The organism is Chitinophaga filiformis, from assembly GCF_021646545.1.
Classification (GTDB): Bacteria; Bacteroidota; Bacteroidia; order Chitinophagales; family Chitinophagaceae; genus Chitinophaga; species Chitinophaga filiformis_A.
Map to the genome: position 1 here is coordinate 683051 of NZ_JAKIRP010000003.1, position 20616 is coordinate 703666.

Genomic DNA, 20616 nt, shown 5'->3' on the forward strand with positions numbered 1-20616 from the left:
GAAAATACCCTCATAACGACTATGGACTACGAGCGTTATATATCAGATGGAAATCTTGAAAAAGTACTTCTCGGATTCGCTACACCGGAAGAAGAATCCGAATATAAGTTCTATCTCGATATTTTTCCGGAAGTACAGACCGAAAAGGATGAAGTGGAACGCAAGCTTGAACGCCTGGCTTTCAGGGAAGCGGCGCAGCCTCCTGTTCACCTGAAAACAGCGATTATGCAACAGGTTGCTCTGGAAGCCGGAACAGCGGTTGCTACTTCGACCTGGTACGCAAAAAGAAAAGACATTCATGTTGAAAATGTTGCACCCCCTCCTCACCAGATGAGGGTACATATAGGCTGGAAGATATTGCTCATTGCCCTGCTGGCAATGATTGCAGCATCCATTCTCGCCTCAGTGATCTTCTTTGCCATGACCATCAGATGAAAGCCCACAACAACACTAAATAATAAAGGCGTCCGCAAATGCGGACGCCTTTTCTTTTCTATGCAATAGTTTCCCGTTTATAATTCGTGCTGCTGCATCGCTTTATGATTTTCCTGCATAGCTTTCAGCTTTTCTTTACCGTAAGCCAGGCGGGTAATTGTTACGAATAGTACCGGCACAATAAAGATCGCCAGGAAGGTAGCAGTAAACATACCACCCAACACTGTCCAACCCATTGTTTTACGCGATTCCGCGCCTGCTCCACTGGCTATTACCAATGGCATGATACCTAACAGGAACGCCAGGGACGTCATGATAATAGGACGTAAACGCAGCTTGGCCGCTTCTACTGTCGCCGTTACCAGTTCCATACCTCTGTCCACACGTTCTTTCGCAAATTCCACGATCAGGATCGCATTCTTTGCCGACAAACCGATCAGCGTGATCAGACCGATCTGTGCATATACGTTGTTGGTGATATTAGGCAGGAAGGTCAGGGTTGCGATCGCACCAAAGGCCCCGATAGGTACTGCCAGCAGTACCGAGAAAGGCACTGACCAGCTTTCGTAAAGAGCTGCCAGGAAGAGGAATACGAATACGATAGACAAGGCGAAGATGTAAACCGTCTTCGAACCTGACAGGATCTCCTCACGGCTCAAACCGGAGAACTCATATCCATAACCTTCAGGCAATACCTGTGCGGCCACTTCCTGCAGCGCCTTGATGGCGTCACCACTACTGTAACCGGGAGCAGGGCTACCGTTTATTTCCGCGGAGCGGAACAGGTTATAGTGGGAAATTACCGGAGCGCTTTCTGTCACTTTATAAGAGGTCAGAGCACTCAGCGGCACCATCGTACCGGAAGAGTTGCGTACAAAATACTGGGACAGGTCCTTGATATCGCCACGATAAGTGGAGTCAGCCTGTGTTACCACACGGAAGTTACGTCCGTATACCGTGAAGTCATTCACATAGGCACTACCCAGATAGGTCTGTAACGCAGTGGCGATAGAAGATATCTGCACACCCATTTTCTTGGCTTTCTCACGGTCTATTTCCAGCTGGTAACCAGGCGTACGCGCTGTGAAGAAGGAGAATGCCCTTGCTATTTCAGGACGCTGGTTGATGGCCATTGTGAATTTCTGTAATACGCCTTCAAACTCTTTGATGTCGCCACCGCCGGCTTTCTGCTGAAGGATGAAGGAGAAACCTGCTGTAGAACCCAGACCCGGGATAGCCGGAGGAGGAATTACCACTACGTTGGCTTCTTTAAACCTTGACAGTTTGGCCTGTAGCTGTGCTACGAGCGCAAATATCTGCTGTGATTTGTCCTTACGTTCATCCCATGGTTTCAGCTGACAGAAGATGGTACCACTGTTTGATTTTGTGGCGAAGCTTACTACGTTCAGACCACCGAGGGCAGCGTAGTGACCGATCGCTTTTACACTATCCAGTGTATGCATCATCTCTGTCATTACTGAGATGGTACGTTCTGTAGAAGCTGACTCAGGCAGGTCAAAAGTGATGTATACACGACCGTCATCTTCTGTAGGAATGAAGCCCGTTGGCTTGCCTCTGAATAACATCACAGTTCCTACCACAATACAGATCAGCAGTATAATCACATAACGCGCTCCGCGGATACTTTTCTTCACACCCAGTGAATAACGGCTGGTTACATGACCAAACCAGGTATTGAACTTAAAGAAGAATCTGTTCAACCCCTTGGAATTCTTATCCAGGTGCATTGGTCGCAGGATGAGCGTACATAAGGCCGGCGTGAGGGACAATGCCACGAAAGCAGAGATCAGTACAGAGATCGCGATAGTGATCGCAAACTGCTGATACAGACGTCCTACGATACCTGGTATAAACCCTACCGGTACGAATACCGCCGCCAGGATCAACGCGATGGCGATTACGGGTCCGGAGATCTCCTGCATCGCTGCATAGGTCGCTTCTTTAGGTGTCATCTGCTCGTGGTCCATATTATGCTGGACCGCCTCCACCACCACAATGGCGTCATCCACCACTATACCGATGGCCAGTACGAAACCGAACAGGGTCAGGGTGTTGATGGTAAATCCGAGTGGTATGAAGAAGATAAACGTTGCGATGATGGATACCGGGATAGCCAGTACCGGAATAATGGTCGCCCTCCAGCTTTGCAGAAAGAGGAATACCACCACTACCACCAGGGCAAGTGCTTCCAGCAAAGTTTCTACCACCTCGTGTATAGATACCTCGATCACGGAAACTGATTCGAATGGTACCACGTAGTCCACATCTTTAGGGAAGGTCTTTTTCAGCTGTGCCATGGTTTCATACACAGCTTCTGCAGTTTCGATCGCGTTACTACCTGGCGCCTGGTATACCAGCAGGTAAGACGCTCTCCTACCATCTACATATGAGTTGTTGCTATAGCTGAACTTACCCAGCTGTACGCGGGCTACATCTTTCAGGTATACAACAGCGCCATCTTCAGGACGGGTTTTGATAATGATGTTCCCAAATTCTTCGGCAGTAACGAGACGGCCTTTTACGAAAATGGTGTACTCATATGTTTGCCCGGTTTTCTGCGGAGGAGCACCTACTGTACCAGCAGATATCTGCGCGTTCTGCTCGGTAATGGCCGCTCTCACTTCCTCTGCTGTTACCCCCATCTGGGCCAGCTTGTCGGGTTTCAGCCATATACGCATACTGAAATCATCAGCACGGGTGAAGATATCACCCACACCTTTCGCACGCAGTAACGCATCTTTGATGAATACGTTGGTGTAGTTGTCGAGGAATGTAACGTCGTGTGTTCCGTTAGGAGAGTATAAAGCCACCAGCATGAGGATGCTGGGGTTACGCTTTCTTACTGTCAAACCGAGACGCTGTACTTCCTGAGGCAGGGTTGGCTGTGCGATACCTACACGGTTCTGTACATCCAGCGCCGCGATATTGATATCTGTACCTACCTCAAAGTTAACAGTCAAGCTCATGGCCCCACTGTTGGTACTGTTACTGGTCATATAGGTCATGCCAGGGGTACCATTCACCTGTACCTCCACGGGAGTGGCCGTTGTCTGTTCAACGGTCTGGGCATCGGCGCCAATATAGGTACCGGTTACCTGTACAGTGGGAGGAGAAATTTCAGGGTACTGACCGATCGGCAGGTTGGTCATGGCCAGCAACCCTACCAGTATCAGCACAACAGATATAACTATTGCGGTAACCGGTCTGCGTATAAAAGTATTTGCAATCATGTTTCTTCTTCTATTGATTCAAACTCAAACTGTTATCTATTTCTTAGCGGCAGCTGCGTCCGGTGCTTTCTTCACCGTTGTAGTATCGATTTTACCACCATCACGCAAACGGTTCAAACCTTCGGTTACGACCAGTTCACCCTGCTGTACGCCGTCCATTACTACGATCCTGTCTCTCATACGTGGACCCAGGTGTATTTTACGCTGTTCAGCAACGGTATCTTTTGCAACGAATACGAAGAATTCACCCATTTGTTCTATCACTGATTTATAAGGAATGATCACACGCTCTCCTGACTGATCGTTCAGGACATTCATCACACCGCTCATACCTTCTTTGAGTTCGCCCTTAGGGTTGTTGAATTCGATACGTACTTTAATGGTAGCAGTCAAATTATCCACACCGCGGTCAATGACAGCGATACGGCCTGGTTCATCGTACGGTTTGCCATTAGGCAGCTGCAGGCGGAAAGTAGAATCGCCGGCGCTTACTGCCTTACCCTGGAGCGCTGAGAAGCGTGGGATATCATTTTCATTTACCACGAAATCAACCGCGATAGGGTTTTCGGAAGACATTGTATTGAGCAATGTGGTTCCGGCACTTACCTGAGCACCCAGTTTCACCTGTGAAATACCTATACGGCCGGTGAAAGGCGCTTTTATAACGGAGTAGTCGAGATCTGTACGTGCTGCCAGTAAGGCTGCTTCTGCTGCTGCCAGCTGGCTGCGGCTTACATCCAGCGCAGCATCAGCGTTATCGAGCGTCTGACGGGCAATCGCATCCTGCTCTGCCAGTTTATGATAACGGTCTGCATCTTTCTGCGCCTTGGTAAGATTAGCTTTTGCCTGAGCAATGCTGGCTTCTGCCTGACGGTAGGAAGCTTCATACTTACGGCGGTCTATTTCATAGAGCGGTTTTCCTTTCTGTACCACTTCACCTTCTTTGAAGAAAATGCCGGTGATGTATCCTGATACCTGTGCACGCAGTTCTACCTGGTTCAGTGCCACTACGGTAGCGGGATATTTATCGTAATAAACAGCGGTGCCCAGCGTAGCAGGGACAACGCTTACCGGAGTAGGAGGCAATACCATGGCTGCTTTCTGAGCCGGGCCTTTACAGGAAGCCAGGTAAAATAAGCCTGTAGCGCCAATGAGGAGAATGTGTTGCTTTGTTTTCATCTGAAAATATTTGTCCTTTCAATGACCAGGCTGGTGAGCCCGGCCAGTTTCTTTGTTAGTAGTTAGTTGATATTGTTCCCAGTGCCCGTTGCAGATCTACCTTGCTTGACAGTACAGTGTACATTGCATTAAAATAGTTGAGTTGCGCTGAGCGGAGATCAGTTTGAGCGGTGATCACCTCGAGGTAGGTTTTCACGCCTTCGCGGTACTGTAGTTCGATGAGGTTATACACTTCCCGGGCAAGGTCCACGTTCTCCTTCATCACCATGAACTGGTTAAAATTGCCCTTGTAAGTAGCCATCGCCTGTGTATACTCTGTGTTGATCTGATTGCGCAGATTTTCCACGTCCAGATCTATCCGTTTTATCTGCAACTCCGACTGGCGGATATTGTAGATACGTTTAGAGCCCTGGAAGATGGGCAGGGACACTTTCAGGCCTATCTGGGAACTGGGGAGGTTGTTACTGTATAATTTCGGAAAATCCGGGTGCAGGTAGTTGAAGCTATAGTTCGCAAAAGCTGACACTGTAGGCAGGAAACTCCATTTATTATACTTTAGTTCCGCTTCCTGTAATACCTTTTGTGTTTGCAGCAACTGCATCTCTATCCTGTTATCGTATGCTACAGTCACGGTGGTATCCAGCTGTACACTCTGTGCCATCTGGACAGTATCGTAGACCAACGGGAGCGGGCCTGCGACAGGGTAACCCATCAGCTGGCGCAGGTAAGCTTCGCGGGCTTTCAGCTGCTCCTCTCCTGTCTTCTTCTGCGCACGGGTATTGTTGAGAGAGATGGTAGCCCGTTTATAGTCGGTCTTATCCACCAGTCCACCCTGGTATTGATTATAGGCGTCCCTAAGGCTGCGCTCCAGGCGAACGATATCTTCATTCAGCACATCGATCTGCTTCTGGGTGAGCAGGAGGTCAAAATAAGCCTTGGTTACATTGGCCACCACGTCGATCCGGTAGCTTTCTGTATTCTGTTTAGCCTGTTTACGGACGTCGTGGGCGGTTCTGCCAGCCAGCAGGAGGTCGCGGTTAAACAGGTTCTGGTTCCACTGGAACAATGCAGCAGATGTATTGGCTACGCCAATCTGCGCATAGTTACCGTTGAAATAGGAAGTCGGTACCTTAAGGTAATGGTACAGATTGTAGTCCAGCCCAACCTGAGGATACCAGTCGGCGAGCTTACCTTTAATGGTATATTCAGTGATGTCTTCATCCAGTCGGGCCTGTTTTACAACGGGCTGATGGTTGAGTGCATACTGAATGCAAGCCTGCAAGGTTGCCTGAGGAAGCAATGAATCGGAGACCTTTTGCGCATAAGTGGTTGTGTTGCATAACACGGCACCTAGTACGGCGGTCAGATAAAATACTCTTTTCATAAAAGGTTTTGACAATCAGATTCTTCTTTACACCAATCGGAGGACAACGACGATATTGTCCGGTATATATATTAATCAATTCAGGATTTCGATGCTAAAGTGAATCTCGCATACGACGGGCACAGTTTAGCATATGCACAAACTGCAAACAGGTAGGTTCAGGTTGTTAACGGTAGATTACAATTTTTGGGATAAAAGCCGACATACGGGCTAACTATAATTCCTGTTGAGGGAATTATAGCTATGCCCTTCCCGTAATTGCACGGCAAAGATAGTGACTCGCAATCAGAAACATGTTACCACTGATGTAAATTTAAACAACAGTTTAACTTTTATTTGACCGCGCGTCCACTATGAATATGTTTTTCTGCATGGTACGAAGATCTTACCAATGGTCCTGACTCGACATAATCCAGGCCCATGTTATATCCTATTTCACGCAATTCTGCGAACTCGTCAGGATGAACAAAACGGACAACCGGCAGATGTTTTGGGGTAGGTTGAAGATATTGTCCGAGTGTCACCACATCACATCCATTGTCGTACAGGTCTTGCATAGCCTGTACCACTTCTTCTTTAGTTTCACCAAGACCGAGCATGATACCGCTTTTGGTACGCATGCCACCGTCTTTCAGGCGACGGATCACTTCCAGGCTGCGGTGATATTTTGCCTGGATACGCACCTGTTTGGTGAGGCGTTCAACTGTTTCGAGGTTGTGGGACACTACTTCCGGCGCCACATCAATGATGCGCTGGAGGTTTTCCCACTGTCCCCTGAAGTCAGGGATCAATGTTTCCATGGTTGTATCCGGATTCAGTGACCTGACTGCTTTAATTGTATTGGCCCAGATGATGGAACCACCATCTTTCAGCTCATCTCTGTCCACAGAAGTGATCACAGCGTGTTTCACTTTCATGAGGTATATTGCTTCTGCAACCCGTTGAGGCTCATCCCAATCCACAGCTTCCGGCCTGCCGGTAGCTACCGCGCAGAAACCACAGCTACGGGTACAGATATTCCCCAGGATCATAAAAGTAGCGGTACCGGCTCCCCAGCATTCACCCATATTAGGGCAATTTCCGCTCTCACAGATCGTGTGTAACTTATGTGTATCAACCAGGTTACGTACCTGCTTATAACTCTCTCCTATTGGCAACTTAACCCTCAGCCAATCCGGTTTTTTTGTTCTCGGAGCAGCGGCAGCAGGTGCTGTGCTGCATGGCGTTGCGGTTGTAATCGGTGTTTCTTCCATCTCTGATCCTTTCTTTAGGACACAAATTTAATACTTCTCAGCTATTTCTTATCCCAACGCTTTCCAAACTGAAGAGCGATATATGCATTAAAGAAGAATTTCTTGGCATCCTGGTCTATCATTATATTGATATCTTTGGTATAGTATTCCGCATTCACACCTACTTCCAGGGCGCTTACCACCTCATTGAAACGGGCCCAGTCGAACCGCAGGCCAGTTTTTGCATGTACACCGGGAACGATGCTCAGTTCGCCCCAGCCTTTACCGAATCCCGCACCGCCTATAATAGAGGCCCTGTCAAGGAATGCCTGGTCATATAATGGATTCTGGCCATATTTAACCTGTATGCCCTGTTCGGTATTGGGGTCCACGATGTTGAGGTAATAAGGTTTCAGCATGCCCACAGACAGGCCGCCATAGTAGATCGCGTTCACGAGTACGCCATTCTTGTTGGCTTTACCACCGATCAATCTTTGTTGCCCTACTCCCAGTTTCACCTGGTAGAAGTTATTTTGCTTGCCGTATATGTAAGGTTTCTCTGAGTAGATAAATCCATAAGGGTCAACGCCTTTGGGTTGTCCCGCCTTTTTATCTTCCTTAGGGTGCTTTTTCTCACCGAATTCAAGCTGAAAATAATTCACCTTGTTTCTGTTCTTCCGGTAACCTAATTCAAACAACCCGGTCCAGCCATCGGTATTTAGCCTGGCACCTGCTGAGAATTCTCTCTGATACAGGTTCTCCCCTTCTTCCAGTTGTTTGAACAACGAAATACGCTTCAATTTGCGCTGTTCCCGTTGTTCTTTCTTTGAAAGTCCGTCCGTATTTGACTCCTGGGCATACAAACTACCCGCCATGACCAGTAGAAGCAAGGATGAGTATAGTCTTTTCACCTGTATAGATTTGTTTAGTTAAGGGAGTATAGCCGCCGGGCTATGCTATATAAACGTAAGGGGCATTATATTGGTATGCCTGCTGTTACAAACCTACACGTTTTTTCTGTCATGTGTAAATTTGTTTTTGTCTGTAAACCCACGCCCATGTATATATAACGCCATAACGGGGAAATGGTTACAGAATGGTGGGCAACGGGAAAATCGTTGAATTTCCGGGGTGAAATCCGTTATGTTCCCGTGGTTGAAACCCCATTACGTCCTGTGGTTGAAACCTATTACGACCCGGGGTTGAAACCCAGCGCTACAAATACAAGCCCCCCTACGGGCTCTATTGTGGCGAATGATCAGTATAGTACCAATCCGGTACCAACGGTGTACCAATGGCCTCATCTTATGTTCATCTTACGTTCAAAGACGTAGGATGAACATAAGATGAGGCCATTGGTACACCGTTGGTACCGGATTGGTAACGGGAAGATACCAGACAACCTGAAGGAATACATGTACGCTTTATCCATACCTTTGACATGCCTTTGACATGCCTTTGATATGCCTTTGCAGTGTCGTTAAGGTAGACCTGAAAGAACAAATGAGATGCTGCTTCAGGCAATATCAGACCGGAGTAACCTTGCTCCGACGGCACACCTCAGGCAATGTTTCTCATCACAGTAGTATTGTTTCAGCTGCAATAAGGCCTGGCTTTCCGCGGCAGTCTTCACCTTGATATTTAATGCATTCCACTCTTCCATAACATGATTTTCCTCCGGGGGAAGCTGCCCCATGAAATTGACCGCCTTTTCCTGGTAGCGGCTGTTCCCCTTCTCCCTGCCGTAGAGATATAACAGTGGTAACAGTGTATTGATCAGAATATTATGAATAGCGCGGGTGCCTGGCATCTGTGTCCGGCTGACGGGTTTACCGAACCTGTAATGCGTCTGCCAGTAATCGGATGGCCGGACCTGCAGCATCTTTTCCAGGCTGGCTGCATCCGGGGCATCCAGCATCCGGGAGAACAAGTGAGGAATCTTATGCAGCAGTGCGGCCAGGAAGGCGATCTTCATACTCGGAAAGGATGCGGGCCGCATACGCAGCCATTTCCAGTTCTGGGCTGCCAGTGGTGTAAGACGGTATTTGTGCCGCAGGTAAGTATACTCCTGCTGTAGCCCCTTCATATAAAGGTCGGTAGCGATATCTTCCAGCATACCCGCCTGTCCGAACAGCAACGCCTCCAGCAGGAACAGGTCATGTTGATGGCGAAGCAATAATTTATAGGGCAGGGACTGGGCTACATGCAGGAATATTTCCCCGTTCACGGGCATGCCGGCCGCCCTTGCCATAGCACGGAAGCAAACTTCTTCCCAGTCATACTGCGTTTGTAACAGCCAGGCTTTCAACTGGTCAGCCTTCTGTTCCAGCCGCTCTATCAGCAGGCGGTCTTTCCAACCCATCCAGACAAGTTCCGGTACCCCGTTTAGCGACCCGGCGCAGGGAATCAGCGCTGCCGACTGTCGCAGGGACTCATACCGCTGTAGCAGTAACTTAGGAACGGCACGTTGTAATTCCAGGATAGGAATACCCCTGGTTGTCCCTCCCGGCATGTCGTGCTCAAATACCACATGCAGGATCACATTACGGTACTGCAGATTGTATTGGTGCCCATGCCGGAACCAGTCAGACGTTTTTAGGTGCAGTTCCACATTACCTGCCCATAATGTTTCGCCAATGCGGATACGTGCAGCGGTAAAATCAGGTCCTGCATGCCGGTTGTGCTGACCGGGATGATCGATGTGTAAAGGCTCTCCCTCCAGTGTTGTAAGACCGGATTGGGTAAATAAGCGGAATTGCCAGATGTGTTGAAATAGCTCTTCTGCGAGAAGCGGATCAACATTCACAATGGTCATAAATGGTTGGTTAACAGAGTGATTAAAAATCAATCAAAGGGAAACAAATTAGTGAAAAAACAAGTACGTGCAAAAAATTAAAAATATTCCTTTTTGGAAATTTCATCAAAGTACCTTTAACTTTGCACCCAGTTCTTACACATGACTTATCCAGAAAGGCGGAGGGACTTGGCCCTGCGATGCCTTAGCAACCAACCTGCAGCAATGTAGGGAAAGGTGCTAATTCCGGCCCCGGTTATATGATAACCGAGGGAAGATAAGTTGGCAGAGATTGATATTCATCGTAATAAAATACCTGAAGGCTCTTCCAACGACGGAAGGGCTTTTTTTATGCCCTTTTTTCTGGTAGTTATTGACTGAATGAACGTCTGATTGTGCATATGCCAACCAGGGTATAATAACAGTATAATTGCTTTGAAGATTGAAAATAGCTACTCAATTATTGCATAGCATCCCGGTGGATGAATTAACGGGCGCCATTTCCGTTCCTATCTACCAGACTTCGACATTTGTGCAGGAGTCTCCGGGGATCAATAAGGGATTTGAATTTTCCCGTGCTAACAATCCTACACGTAAGGTGCTGGAAAATATTATCTGCAACCTGGAAGAAGGGCATGCAGGTTTTGCCTTCGCCAGCGGAATGGCTGCCATTGACGCCGTGATGAAACTGTTGAAAAGCGGCGATGAGATCATGGCAGTAGAAGATACCTATGGTGGCATTTTCCAGATGTTCCAGCATATGTTTGAACGCTTTGGGATCAAAGCGAATTTCGTGGATACCAGTAATACTGACAAAGTACTGGCAGCCATAACTCCCAATACAAAGATGATATGGCTGGAATCTCCCACCAATCCTACTTTACGCATATCTGATATCAAATCCATCAGCAAGATAGCCAAACAGCATAATGTATTGCTGGTGGTAGACAATACACTCTGTACACCTTTGATACAACAGCCCATGCCATTGGGTGCTGATATCGTGATACACAGCGCTACCAAGTATCTGGCAGGTCACACCGACGTCATTGCCGGACTGGTAGTGGTGAATTCAAAAACACTGGCAGACCAGCTGCGTTTCAACCAGAATATTTCCGGCAGTATACTCAGCCCGTTTGAGGCATGGTTGACCATCAGAGGTATTGAAACCCTCTGCCTGCGCCTGGATAAGCAATGCAGCAATGCCATGGCCATTGCTACCTGGTTGTCTACACATCCTGCCGTAGATAAAGTATTTTACCCCGGACTGAGCACACATAAAAATCATCATATCGCACGTAAACAGCAGAAACAATACGGCGCACTTGTCAGCTTCTCTCTCAGGAGCGATAACATTAAGAATGCGATTCGTGTGGTGAACAGCACCAAGCTATTCAAACTGGCGGAAAGTTTCGGGGGAGTAAAAAGTATGCTGGATCATCCGGCAACAATGACTCACCGTAACATCCCGGAAGAATTCCGGAAGAAGACTGGATTACAGGACTCCTGTATCCGCCTGTCTGTAGGCATCGAAGATGCTGAAGATCTGATCAACGACCTGAAACAGGCACTGGACAAACTGAACCTGCCTGCGGGGAAACAGATCACCGTACTACAGTAACAACATCATTTTATTCACTAATAAAGTAATGCAGTTTGCTTTTTATCAACCTGCTGCATTAAAGGAAGTATATAAGCACTAAGTATAGAACATGGAAAACAAGATCATCAATTTAGGTATTTTCGGATTTGGTTGTGTGGGACAAGGGTTATACGAGGTACTCAACAGAACTAAAGGTATCAATGCCCGTATCAAAAAGATATGTATTAAAGATCCTAACAAATCGCGTCCTATTGACGCCAGTTACTTTACTACAGATAAAAATGAAATTCTCAACGATCCTACCATTGATGTAGTGGTAGAATTGATCAATGACACTGAAGCTGCATTTGAAATAGTAAGTACCGCGCTGCGTAATGGCAAAGCAGTAGTGAGCGCCAGCAAACGTATGATCGCGGAAAACCTGCCGGCACTGTATCAGCTGCAGGTGGAAAACAAAGTACCTTTCCTCTACGAAGCATCCAGCTGCGCAAGTATTCCTATCATCCGTAATCTGGAAGAATACTACGACAATGATCTGCTGAACGCCGTAGAAGGTATCTGTAACGGTTCTACGAATTACATCCTCACTAAGATATTTGAAGAGAACCTGAGCTTTGAAACCGCGCTGCAACAGGCACAGGACAAGGGCTTCGCAGAAACAGATCCTACCCTCGATATTGAAGGATTCGATCCTAAATTCAAGATCGTCATTTTGCTGTTACATGCCTTCGGTACTTTCGTAAAACCGGAAGAAGTATTCAACTATGGTATCCATCACCTGAACGATTTTGACATACAATTCGCGAAGCAACGTAATTGTACTATTAAACTGATCGGTAACTGCCGCAGGCAAAACGGACATGTGAATGCATATGTACTGCCACATCTTATCAGAGAGCATAACCTGTTGTATGATGTATACAACGAATACAATGGTATCCTGCTGGAGAGTGCATTCACCGATAAACAGTTCTTCGTGGGCAAAGGCGCAGGTGGTACTGCTACCGGCAGTGCTGTGCTGTCAGACATTTCTGCACTACTGTATAACTATCGCTACGAGTATAAAAAGATCAAACAATCCAATCAGCCAGCCTTCACGAATGATGTACAACTGAAAGTATATCTGCGTTACCGCACGGCTGACCAGGTACATCTTGCAGACTTCTATAACATCTCTGAAAAATATGAATCTGCTTCCTACAGCTACGTAGTAGGTGTGATCAACCTGGAGAAGATGAAAACCGCCACCTGGTTGAAGAACAAGGATGTGAACCTGCTGGTGCTGGAAGAAGAATTTGGACGTTAGTCTTCATTAATCAGCCATATAACGGAGGGTATCAGTTAGTGCTGATACCCTTTTATTTATAAGTCCATTGTTCCCTCCCAATGGTGGTGCTTTGTATATTTGCATAAAACACCCCACGTATGAAAAACATTGCTCCAGACATCGATACCTACATTGCAGAGTTTCCGGAAGACGTCCAGGCCCGGTTACAAGAAGTGCGCGCCACAATCCGTAAGGCGGCTCCAGAGGCAACAGAGGCCATCAAATACGCCATACCAACCTTTGTATTGAAAGGCAACCTGGTGCACTTTGCAGCATTTAAAAATCATATTGGTTTCTACCCTGCACCAACAGGTATCAAAGCATTTGAGAAAGAATTGTCAGTATATAAACAGGGAAAAGGTTCTGTACAGTTCCCACTGGATGAGCCCATGCCATTGGCACTGATCACAAGGATCGTCGAATACAGGGTTAAACAAAATACAGAGAAGAAGAAAAAGTAGAGGAGATATGAAAAAAGAAGGCTTCAGGAATGCTCAAAGATGATAAGCCAGCATCTGGTATCCGAATAAATAGCAGGCGTATCAGGACTTTTGATACACCTGCCGCTGATTAATTATTTTCAGCTGTGATAGATTCAAGTGCTTCTACCACATTGCTTACTGGTAGCCCCATCACATTATAGAAACAACCGTCAATCCGATCTATTCCCACAGCTCCTATCCACTCCTGGATAGCGTAAGCACCGGCTTTATCGTAAGGCTTGTAAGTGTCTACATAATAGGTGATCTGTTCGGTGGTCAGCGATTTAAAATGTACAGCAGTTTCTTTTGAGAACGACAGTTCTTCCTGCTGTCTTTTAATCACAACTCCGGTAATAACCCTGTGAATCCGGCCGCTGAGTGCAGATAAGATACGGATGGCGTCTTCCCTGTCTTTAGGTTTACCGATAATGGTATCATCTAAAACAACAACAGTATCTGCAGTGATGATAATATCATCCGCATTACACAGCGCTGCTACAGCAGCAGACTTCTGTCTGGCAATATGTACAGGTACTTCCGGAATAGCCATATCAGCCGGAAAAGTTTCAGCCGTATCTACTACTTTCACTTCAAAAGGAATACCTGCCTGTTCCAGCAGTTGTTTCCTGCGTGGCGACTGCGAGGCGAGGATCACACGTTTTCCGGTATACATCAGAGGAATATTTTAAAAAAGATCATAGACAGGATGCCGGTCAGCATCAGCCATTTTACCAATGAACTTACTTTGTGATAATGTTCCGGCAAATGGGCCTTTTTCAGCAATGTATAAATATAGAAAGCAGGCGCCTGTACAAACACTGCCAGGTAGATGATAGCAGGCCACCATCCGATGAAGCCTATTCTTATTTCTACCAGCACAATGAGAATCTGTAAGGCTAATAATAGCATATAACAGATGCGTTTGGCCGCTTCCACACCCCATACGATGGGAATAGTGCGGCAACCGTCTTTTGCATCGCCTAACATGTCTTCCAGGTCTTTTACTATCTCGCGCACAAGGGAGATAACGAAAGCGAACAGGGCGTATACGCCAATGATCTGTATCAGCTTTCTGCCTGCTGGCGACATGATAGCTTCGAAGCTCTCATATATCTGCTTCTCATAAAAACCTACTACTACTACTGCGAGGGCTGTCAGCAAGGAGATCAGCACATTGCCGATCAGGATCTGACGCTTGAAGGAAGTGGAATAGAACCAGAGGATCAGCGAACAAACCACCTGGGTGAGTCCCAGGTAGATCTGGCCGATCTGCCAGGCAACGATAAAACCGATCGACACACCGGCCATATTAAATATGGTGTGCCAGGCCATGGCCCAGCGACGGTTAATGATCTTATCAAGCACCATCTTTTCAGGTTTGTTGATAATATCTATATTAATATCGAAGTAGTCATTAATGATATTTCCTGCAGCTGCTATCAACACGGTAGAGAGCGACAACAGAAAAAAGGAAGGCCAGGAAAGAGAAGGCCCTTCTCCGTTATATTCCAGCACCGGCGCTACTACACAATATTGCAGCAGGAACTGGGTCAGTGCTATATAGATCAGGTTTGGATATCGGATCAACCTTAAAAAGGCAATCAGCAATTTCATACTTTAATAATTGCGGTAAAAGTAATTCCAGTTACATATCATGTAGCCTCACCCGCTAACGGCTGGCGATTTCCTCGTCCATCATCCAGTGATCGTTCAGCTTCAGGACTTTTTCAATGATCTCCCGCACACAACCATTGCCTCCGTTGATAGGCGATACATACCGGCAGATGCTTTTGATCTCGGGAGCCGCGTCAGCGGGGCAAACCGGTAAGCCTACCAGTTGCATAGCCCGGTAATCGGGGATGTCATCTCCCATAAATATAATCTCTTCCCAACGCAGGTCATTTTCAAACACATAATCCTGTAGTTTCTCCTGTTTGTCTAAAACGCCTGTATAGATATCTTTTATGCCCAGGCCCTGTAAGCGGCTGACTACACTTTCAGATCTGCCTCCAGAGATGATCACGACCCGGTAACCTTTCTTCACCGCCAGCTGTAACGCATAGCCGTCCCTGATATTCATTCTCCGTGATTGCTCTCCATTCGGTAACAACTGCACGGTACCATCGGTCAGCACGCCATCAACATCAAATACAAAGGTGGAAATAGGTTTAAAAAGAGATAAAATGTTCATTGAGAATTAATTAGAACTCGCGAACCAGGGCTCAGGAGTCAGGATGCTGTATGAAAATCCTGGTTCCTGATCCCTGGTTTCTGATTGAATTTGGCAAAAGTACCACAGATTTTCATATGTCAGCTGCGATGAAAATCATAAATACTATCTGACATGACCTTATAGATCAATTTCAGGTATTCTTCATTTTCCAGCAGGGCACGATGGCGGGACATAGTGTTTTCATCATTACGCACGGCCGGGCCTGTCTGAACCGATTCCGGCGGGAATTTCTCCAGCCTGTCAAAGGTTTCCTTTATGATGGGCTGCAGCAAGGTAAAGTCCAGTCCCTCCTTTTCACAATAGCGCTTGGCCCTGGCGATCAGGTGATTGGTAAAGTTGTTGCACAGCACAGCCGCCAGGTGCAGCTGAAGACGCTGATGTGAATTAACCTCCTGAATATCAGGGCTTATACTTTGTGCTACCGATTTTATCCTACGCATAACCTCATCGTTAGCAGCTTCCAGCAGCAATGGGATGGCGGGATAATTCCGGACTTCCTTGCGGAGGGATTGCAAGGGATAGATCACACCCGTATTGAGGGAGATCTTCTTAATGGCATCGAGGGGTACTGCTCCGGCAGTATGCACTACAAAACGTTTTCCCAGTCTCAGCTCGTCGTTTAGCTCAGGGATAGCGGCGTCACTTACGGCCATCAGGTAAAGGTCTGCCTCCATATTAATATCCAGCAGATCGTCTGTACCGGTAGAATGCAATGATTCTGCCAGCTCAACAGCACTTTCCTTTCTACGGCTGATCACCTGCAGGATCTGGTGACCATGCAGTTTCAATAAATGACCAAAACAATGCGCTACATTCCCTGCGCCAATAATTACTATATCCATTCAGTCTAAGGTTAAATATATATTATGGTGTACCGGTTTTCAAAGAAAGCATGCGGAGGTATTGCACTCATATCTTTATATGGTCAGATTACTTCGCGTTTTAGCAAGGCTCTTATCCAGCAATTTAAGTATTAAACTGTTAACGGTTCATTTTTAATGATTTTATCAAAAATATTACATTTACCTTCAATGCGTTGAAACAGTCTTATTTTTTATTCTCAAGCTACTTTTATATACTTGCAAAATTCGTATTTGTATTTTTTATACGGAATTTTCGTATCTAGTAGCTCATAAAGACGGCATTCATGGCAAAAAATCTAGTAATTGTTGAGTCTCCGGCGAAAGCCAAGACGATAGAAAAGATACTGGGCAAAGACTTCGAGGTAAAATCCTGCTTTGGTCACATCCGTGATCTCGAGAAGGATGATATGGGTATCGATATCCCCAATAACTTTAAACCTAAGTATACTATACCTGAGGATAAAGAGAAGATAGTAAAGGAATTAAAGAAACTTGCGAAGGAAACTGACGAAGTTTGGTTAGCAACGGATGAGGACCGTGAGGGTGAGGCCATATCATGGCATTTGTGTGAGGTACTGGGTCTTGACCCGGAGGTCACCAAACGTATCGTTTTCCATGAAATTACCAAGCCAGCCATCGAAAAAGCCGTACAACAACCCCGCCTATTAAATATGGACCTGGTTAATGCCCAGCAGGCCAGGCGTATTCTCGACAGAATAGTAGGTTTTGAATTGTCTCCTGTGCTCTGGCGTAAGATGAGCATGCGCAATTCATTGTCTGCAGGCCGTGTACAATCTGTAGCGGTAAGACTGATCGTAGAGCGGGAACGTGAGATCAATACATTCAATGCCGTTAGCAGTTTTAAGGTTGAAGCCTTCTTCACTGCTAAAGATCTTCAAGGCAAAAATATTACTTTTAAGGCTGAAGGACCAACCCGTTTCAAGACTGCTGAAGATGCCGAAAAGTTCCTCCAGCAGTGCGTTGGCGCAGCCTATTCGGTGAAGGATATACAGGTGAAACCTGGTAAGAAATCGCCTGCCGCCCCATTCACCACTTCTACCCTCCAGCAGGAAGCCAGCCGTAAACTTGGCTATAGTGTTTCCAAAACAATGTTGCTGGCGCAGAAGTTGTATGAAAGTGGTAAGATCACATATATGCGTACTGACTCTGTGAACCTGTCAGATACAGCGCTCGCAGATATCCAGAACGCCATTGCCACCAACTACGGACAGAAATATCATCAACACCGTAAGTTCAAGAACAAAAATGAATCAGCACAGGAGGCGCACGAGGCGATCCGCCCTACCTATATGGAAAATGCGTCTGTTGATGACAGTGATACCAAAAAGCTCTATGAACTGATCTGGAAGCGTACCATCGCCAGCCAGATGAGCGACGCGGAACTGGAGAAGACTATTGCTAAAATAGACATCTCTACCAACCATGAAGAGCTGACAGCCAGTGGTGAAGTACTGAAGTTTGACGGGTTCCTGAAGGTGTATATGGAAGGTAAAGATGATGAAGAACTGAGCGATGAAGACGAAGATGACGGTTCTTTACCACCATTGACGGTAAAACAGGTACTTGACCTGAAAGAAATGAAGGCTACCGAGCGTTTTACCCGTCCTGCGCCACGTTATACAGAGGCCAGCCTGGTAAAGAAACTGGAAGAACTGGGTATCGGACGTCCATCTACCTACGCTCCTACCATCACCACCGTTCAGAAACGTGGCTATGTGGAAAAACGTGATAAAGAAGGAGTGAAAAGGGACTTCCGTATCATGAGCCTGAAAGCTGACAAGATCACTAAGATCACCGATACGGAAAATACAGGCGCTGAAAAGTCAAAGCTGTTCCCGACTGACCTGGGTATGATCGTAACAGACTTCCTGAACCAGTACTTCGGCTCTGTGATGGATTACGGTTTCACCGCGAAGATCGAAGGAGAATTTGACGAGGTGGCACATGGAAAGAAGATCTGGAACAAGATGCTGAACGACTTCTATACTCCTTTCCATAAAGACGTAGAAAACACGCTGGAAAAGGCAGAAAGAGTAAAAGGCGAACGCCTGCTGGGCACTGATGCCGAAACAGGTAAACCGATCGTGGCACGTATGGGACGTTATGGCCCGATGATCCAGATCGGTAAAGCGGAAGACGAGGAGAAGCCGAAATTCGCAAAAATGAAGTCCACTCAAAGTATAGAAACTATTACTTTAGAGGAAGCGATGGAACTTTTCAAACTGCCCCGCAACCTGGGTAAGTTTGAGGACGAAGATGTACTGGTGAACATTGGAAGGTTCGGACCTTATGCAGCACACGATAAAAAGTTCTATTCCCTGAAAAAGGAAATGGACCCTTACACAGTGGAGCTGGATGAAATAGCCCCGCTGATAGTCGAAAAGAGAGCAGCAAAGGATGAACGTACCATAAAAATTTTCGAAAAAGAGAAGATCCAGATACTGAAAGGCCCCTACGGACCGTATATAAAACAGGGATTGAGGAATTACAAGATACCGAAAGAAAAGATTGACACCGCCGCTGACATAACACTGGAAGAAGCTAAAGCCATCATCGAAGATGTCAAAGCCAATCCTCCAAAGAAGAAGGCACCACCGCGGAAGAAGAAGGCGGAATAAGTGGACACCTGTAGATTCATTTTATGCACGAGACCAAGGAAATAAATGCTTTGTTCCACCTGTTGGATGATCCTGACCAGGAGGTGTATGATACTGTTGCCAACAAAATATTGCTGTTTGGAAAAGAGATCATTCCCAACCTCGAGCACTTATGGGAAAACACGGTCGATGAATCCATCCAGGAAAGGATCGAGCAGCTTATACACCGCGTGCATTATAAAGATTTACAGGTAGCACTGCAGGTATGGAGTAAGACGGAATCGCCTGACCTGTTGCAGGGTTCCATCCTGGTAGCTCAATACCAGTTTCCGGATATGCAGCCAGGTAACGTTGTAGCCGAAATTGAAAGGATCAAAAGGAATATCTGGCTGGAACTGAATAATTATCTTACCCCGCTGGAACAGATCAATGTCCTGAACAGCATGATCTATAACTACTTCGGACTGAAAGGTGAAGAAGTAGCCTACGTACGTAAGAACCAGTTCTTCATCAACCAGGTGATAGAATCCCGTAAGGGCAACCCGCTGACTAACGGCATCGTATACCAGAGCCTTTGCGCTATGCTGGACCTTCCGGTATATGCTGTAAATATTCCCCGGCAGTTCATACTGGGTTATTTCGATACTTTCTATGACTTTAGCGAAACGCCCAGACCAGAAGATAACCGGATACTTTTCTTCATTGACCCTATCCAGGGACAGATCTATTCACACCAGGATGTAGAGGGATACCTGAAACGGATGTCCATTCCAATGACGCCCTCCTACTATCAGCCACAGTCGACCAGGAGAATTATACAGTTCCTGCTGGAAGAATTGCTGAAGTGCTTCCAGGATGAAAAGGAAGCGTATAAAAGGGATGAGTTGAGAACGCTGATAAAGTTACTGGGAGATAAGATGGAATAAGTACCGTAACTACTAATCGAGTAGGAAGTAAGGGATTACTTCCCCTACTGTCCTCTCACACCACCGTACGTGCCGTTCGGCATACGGCGGTTCATTAAACATAAACAGTTTCAGCAAGGCTTTACTATGTCCATCAGACTGGTAAAGCCTTCTTGCTTTAAGTCTGTCTCCTTGTTTCTTTCCTTCCTTCAAGATGTCGTTCAGCGCTCCCTGATACCCTTTTGCTTCCAGCGTAGCTCTTGCAGGGCAGCTCTCCATTCGGAGTTTTCTGCTTTCTTTACGATCATCC

At 46.5% G+C, this 20616-nt stretch carries 17 protein-coding genes and 1 riboswitch; of the genes, 6 read left to right on the top strand and 11 right to left on the bottom strand.

The window, feature by feature from the left end; all coding sequences use genetic code 11:
* The first annotated feature begins 21 nt into the window (after positions 1 to 21).
* Positions 22 to 435 (top strand): hypothetical protein, encoded by a 414-nt coding sequence (locus L3C95_RS12290; protein ID WP_236387459.1) that lies wholly within the window; start codon positions 22 to 24, stop codon positions 433 to 435.
* 77 nt (positions 436 to 512) lie between these two features.
* On the opposite strand, the gene L3C95_RS12295 is transcribed toward L3C95_RS12290, so the two are convergent.
* The 6 genes from L3C95_RS12295 to L3C95_RS12320 all read right to left on the bottom strand — a co-directional run bounded on the left by L3C95_RS12295 (position 513) and on the right by L3C95_RS12320 (position 10296).
* A complete protein-coding gene (locus L3C95_RS12295; RefSeq protein ID WP_236387461.1) occupies positions 513 to 3686 on the bottom strand; it encodes an efflux RND transporter permease subunit in 3174 nt (1057 codons plus the stop codon).
* Positions 3687 to 3722: 36 nt separating this feature from the next.
* Positions 3723 to 4865, bottom strand: coding sequence for an efflux RND transporter periplasmic adaptor subunit (locus tag L3C95_RS12300; RefSeq protein ID WP_236387463.1), 1143 nt, complete (start codon positions 4863 to 4865; stop codon positions 3723 to 3725).
* Between the two features lie 55 nt (positions 4866 to 4920).
* Positions 4921 to 6249 carry a TolC family protein gene (locus L3C95_RS12305; protein WP_236387465.1) on the bottom strand — a complete coding sequence of 443 codons (1329 nt, stop codon included), beginning with the start codon at positions 6247 to 6249 and terminating at the stop codon, positions 4921 to 4923.
* A 332-nt stretch (positions 6250 to 6581) separates the two neighbouring features.
* The gene (lipA, locus tag L3C95_RS12310) at positions 6582 to 7502 is read right to left on the bottom strand and encodes a lipoyl synthase (protein ID WP_236387467.1); all 921 of its coding nucleotides are present in this window, start codon (positions 7500 to 7502) and stop codon (positions 6582 to 6584) included.
* Positions 7503 to 7543: 41 nt separating this feature from the next.
* Entirely contained in the window at positions 7544 to 8392 is an 849-nt protein-coding gene (locus L3C95_RS12315) for a hypothetical protein (protein ID WP_236387469.1), read from the bottom strand.
* Between the two features lie 605 nt (positions 8393 to 8997).
* Positions 8998 to 10296 carry a DUF2851 family protein gene (locus tag L3C95_RS12320; RefSeq protein ID WP_236387470.1) on the bottom strand — a complete coding sequence of 433 codons (1299 nt, stop codon included), beginning with the start codon at positions 10294 to 10296 and terminating at the stop codon, positions 8998 to 9000.
* Positions 10297 to 10439: 143 nt separating this feature from the next.
* A riboswitch (SAM riboswitch) is annotated at positions 10440 to 10559 on the top strand.
* 158 nt (positions 10560 to 10717) lie between these two features.
* Between L3C95_RS12320 and L3C95_RS12325 the strand changes: the two genes are divergently transcribed.
* From L3C95_RS12325 to L3C95_RS12335, 3 genes are all read left to right on the top strand, one after another.
* A complete protein-coding gene (locus L3C95_RS12325; protein WP_236387473.1) occupies positions 10718 to 11896 on the top strand; it encodes a trans-sulfuration enzyme family protein in 1179 nt (392 codons plus the stop codon).
* Between the two features lie 91 nt (positions 11897 to 11987).
* Entirely contained in the window at positions 11988 to 13184 is a 1197-nt protein-coding gene (locus tag L3C95_RS12330) for a homoserine dehydrogenase (RefSeq protein WP_236387475.1), read from the top strand.
* A 119-nt stretch (positions 13185 to 13303) separates the two neighbouring features.
* Complete coding sequence (locus L3C95_RS12335; protein WP_236387477.1) at positions 13304 to 13666, top strand: iron chaperone; 363 nt, start codon at positions 13304 to 13306, stop codon at positions 13664 to 13666.
* Between the two features lie 109 nt (positions 13667 to 13775).
* Here the strand turns inward: L3C95_RS12335 and L3C95_RS12340 are convergent, their stop codons facing one another.
* The 4 genes from L3C95_RS12340 to L3C95_RS12355 all read right to left on the bottom strand — a co-directional run bounded on the left by L3C95_RS12340 (position 13776) and on the right by L3C95_RS12355 (position 16762).
* Positions 13776 to 14360 carry a Maf family protein gene (locus L3C95_RS12340; RefSeq protein WP_236387479.1) on the bottom strand — a complete coding sequence of 195 codons (585 nt, stop codon included), beginning with the start codon at positions 14358 to 14360 and terminating at the stop codon, positions 13776 to 13778.
* The gene (locus tag L3C95_RS12345; protein WP_236387481.1) at positions 14360 to 15301 is read right to left on the bottom strand and encodes a geranylgeranylglycerol-phosphate geranylgeranyltransferase; all 942 of its coding nucleotides are present in this window, start codon (positions 15299 to 15301) and stop codon (positions 14360 to 14362) included. The genes L3C95_RS12340 and L3C95_RS12345 overlap by 1 nt, the downstream gene beginning before the upstream one ends.
* A gap of 55 nt (positions 15302 to 15356) precedes the next feature.
* Positions 15357 to 15878 (bottom strand): KdsC family phosphatase, encoded by a 522-nt coding sequence (locus L3C95_RS12350; RefSeq protein ID WP_236387483.1) that lies wholly within the window; start codon positions 15876 to 15878, stop codon positions 15357 to 15359.
* Between the two features lie 119 nt (positions 15879 to 15997).
* On the bottom strand, positions 15998 to 16762 hold the full coding sequence (locus tag L3C95_RS12355) for a Rossmann-like and DUF2520 domain-containing protein (protein ID WP_236387486.1): 765 nt from the start codon (positions 16760 to 16762) through the stop codon (positions 15998 to 16000).
* A gap of 305 nt (positions 16763 to 17067) precedes the next feature.
* Here L3C95_RS12355 and topA point away from each other — a divergent pair, with 305 nt between their 5' ends.
* Entirely contained in the window at positions 17068 to 19422 is a 2355-nt protein-coding gene (topA, locus tag L3C95_RS12360) for a type I DNA topoisomerase (protein WP_236387488.1), read from the top strand.
* Positions 19423 to 19445: 23 nt separating this feature from the next.
* Positions 19446 to 20327, top strand: a complete 882-nt coding sequence (locus tag L3C95_RS12365; RefSeq protein ID WP_236387490.1) for a transglutaminase-like domain-containing protein — start codon at positions 19446 to 19448, stop codon at positions 20325 to 20327.
* A gap of 12 nt (positions 20328 to 20339) precedes the next feature.
* Here the strand turns inward: L3C95_RS12365 and L3C95_RS12370 are convergent.
* Positions 20340 to 20616, bottom strand: a 277-nt coding sequence (locus tag L3C95_RS12370; RefSeq protein WP_236387492.1) for a hypothetical protein, incomplete at its 5' end; no start/stop codon positions are given.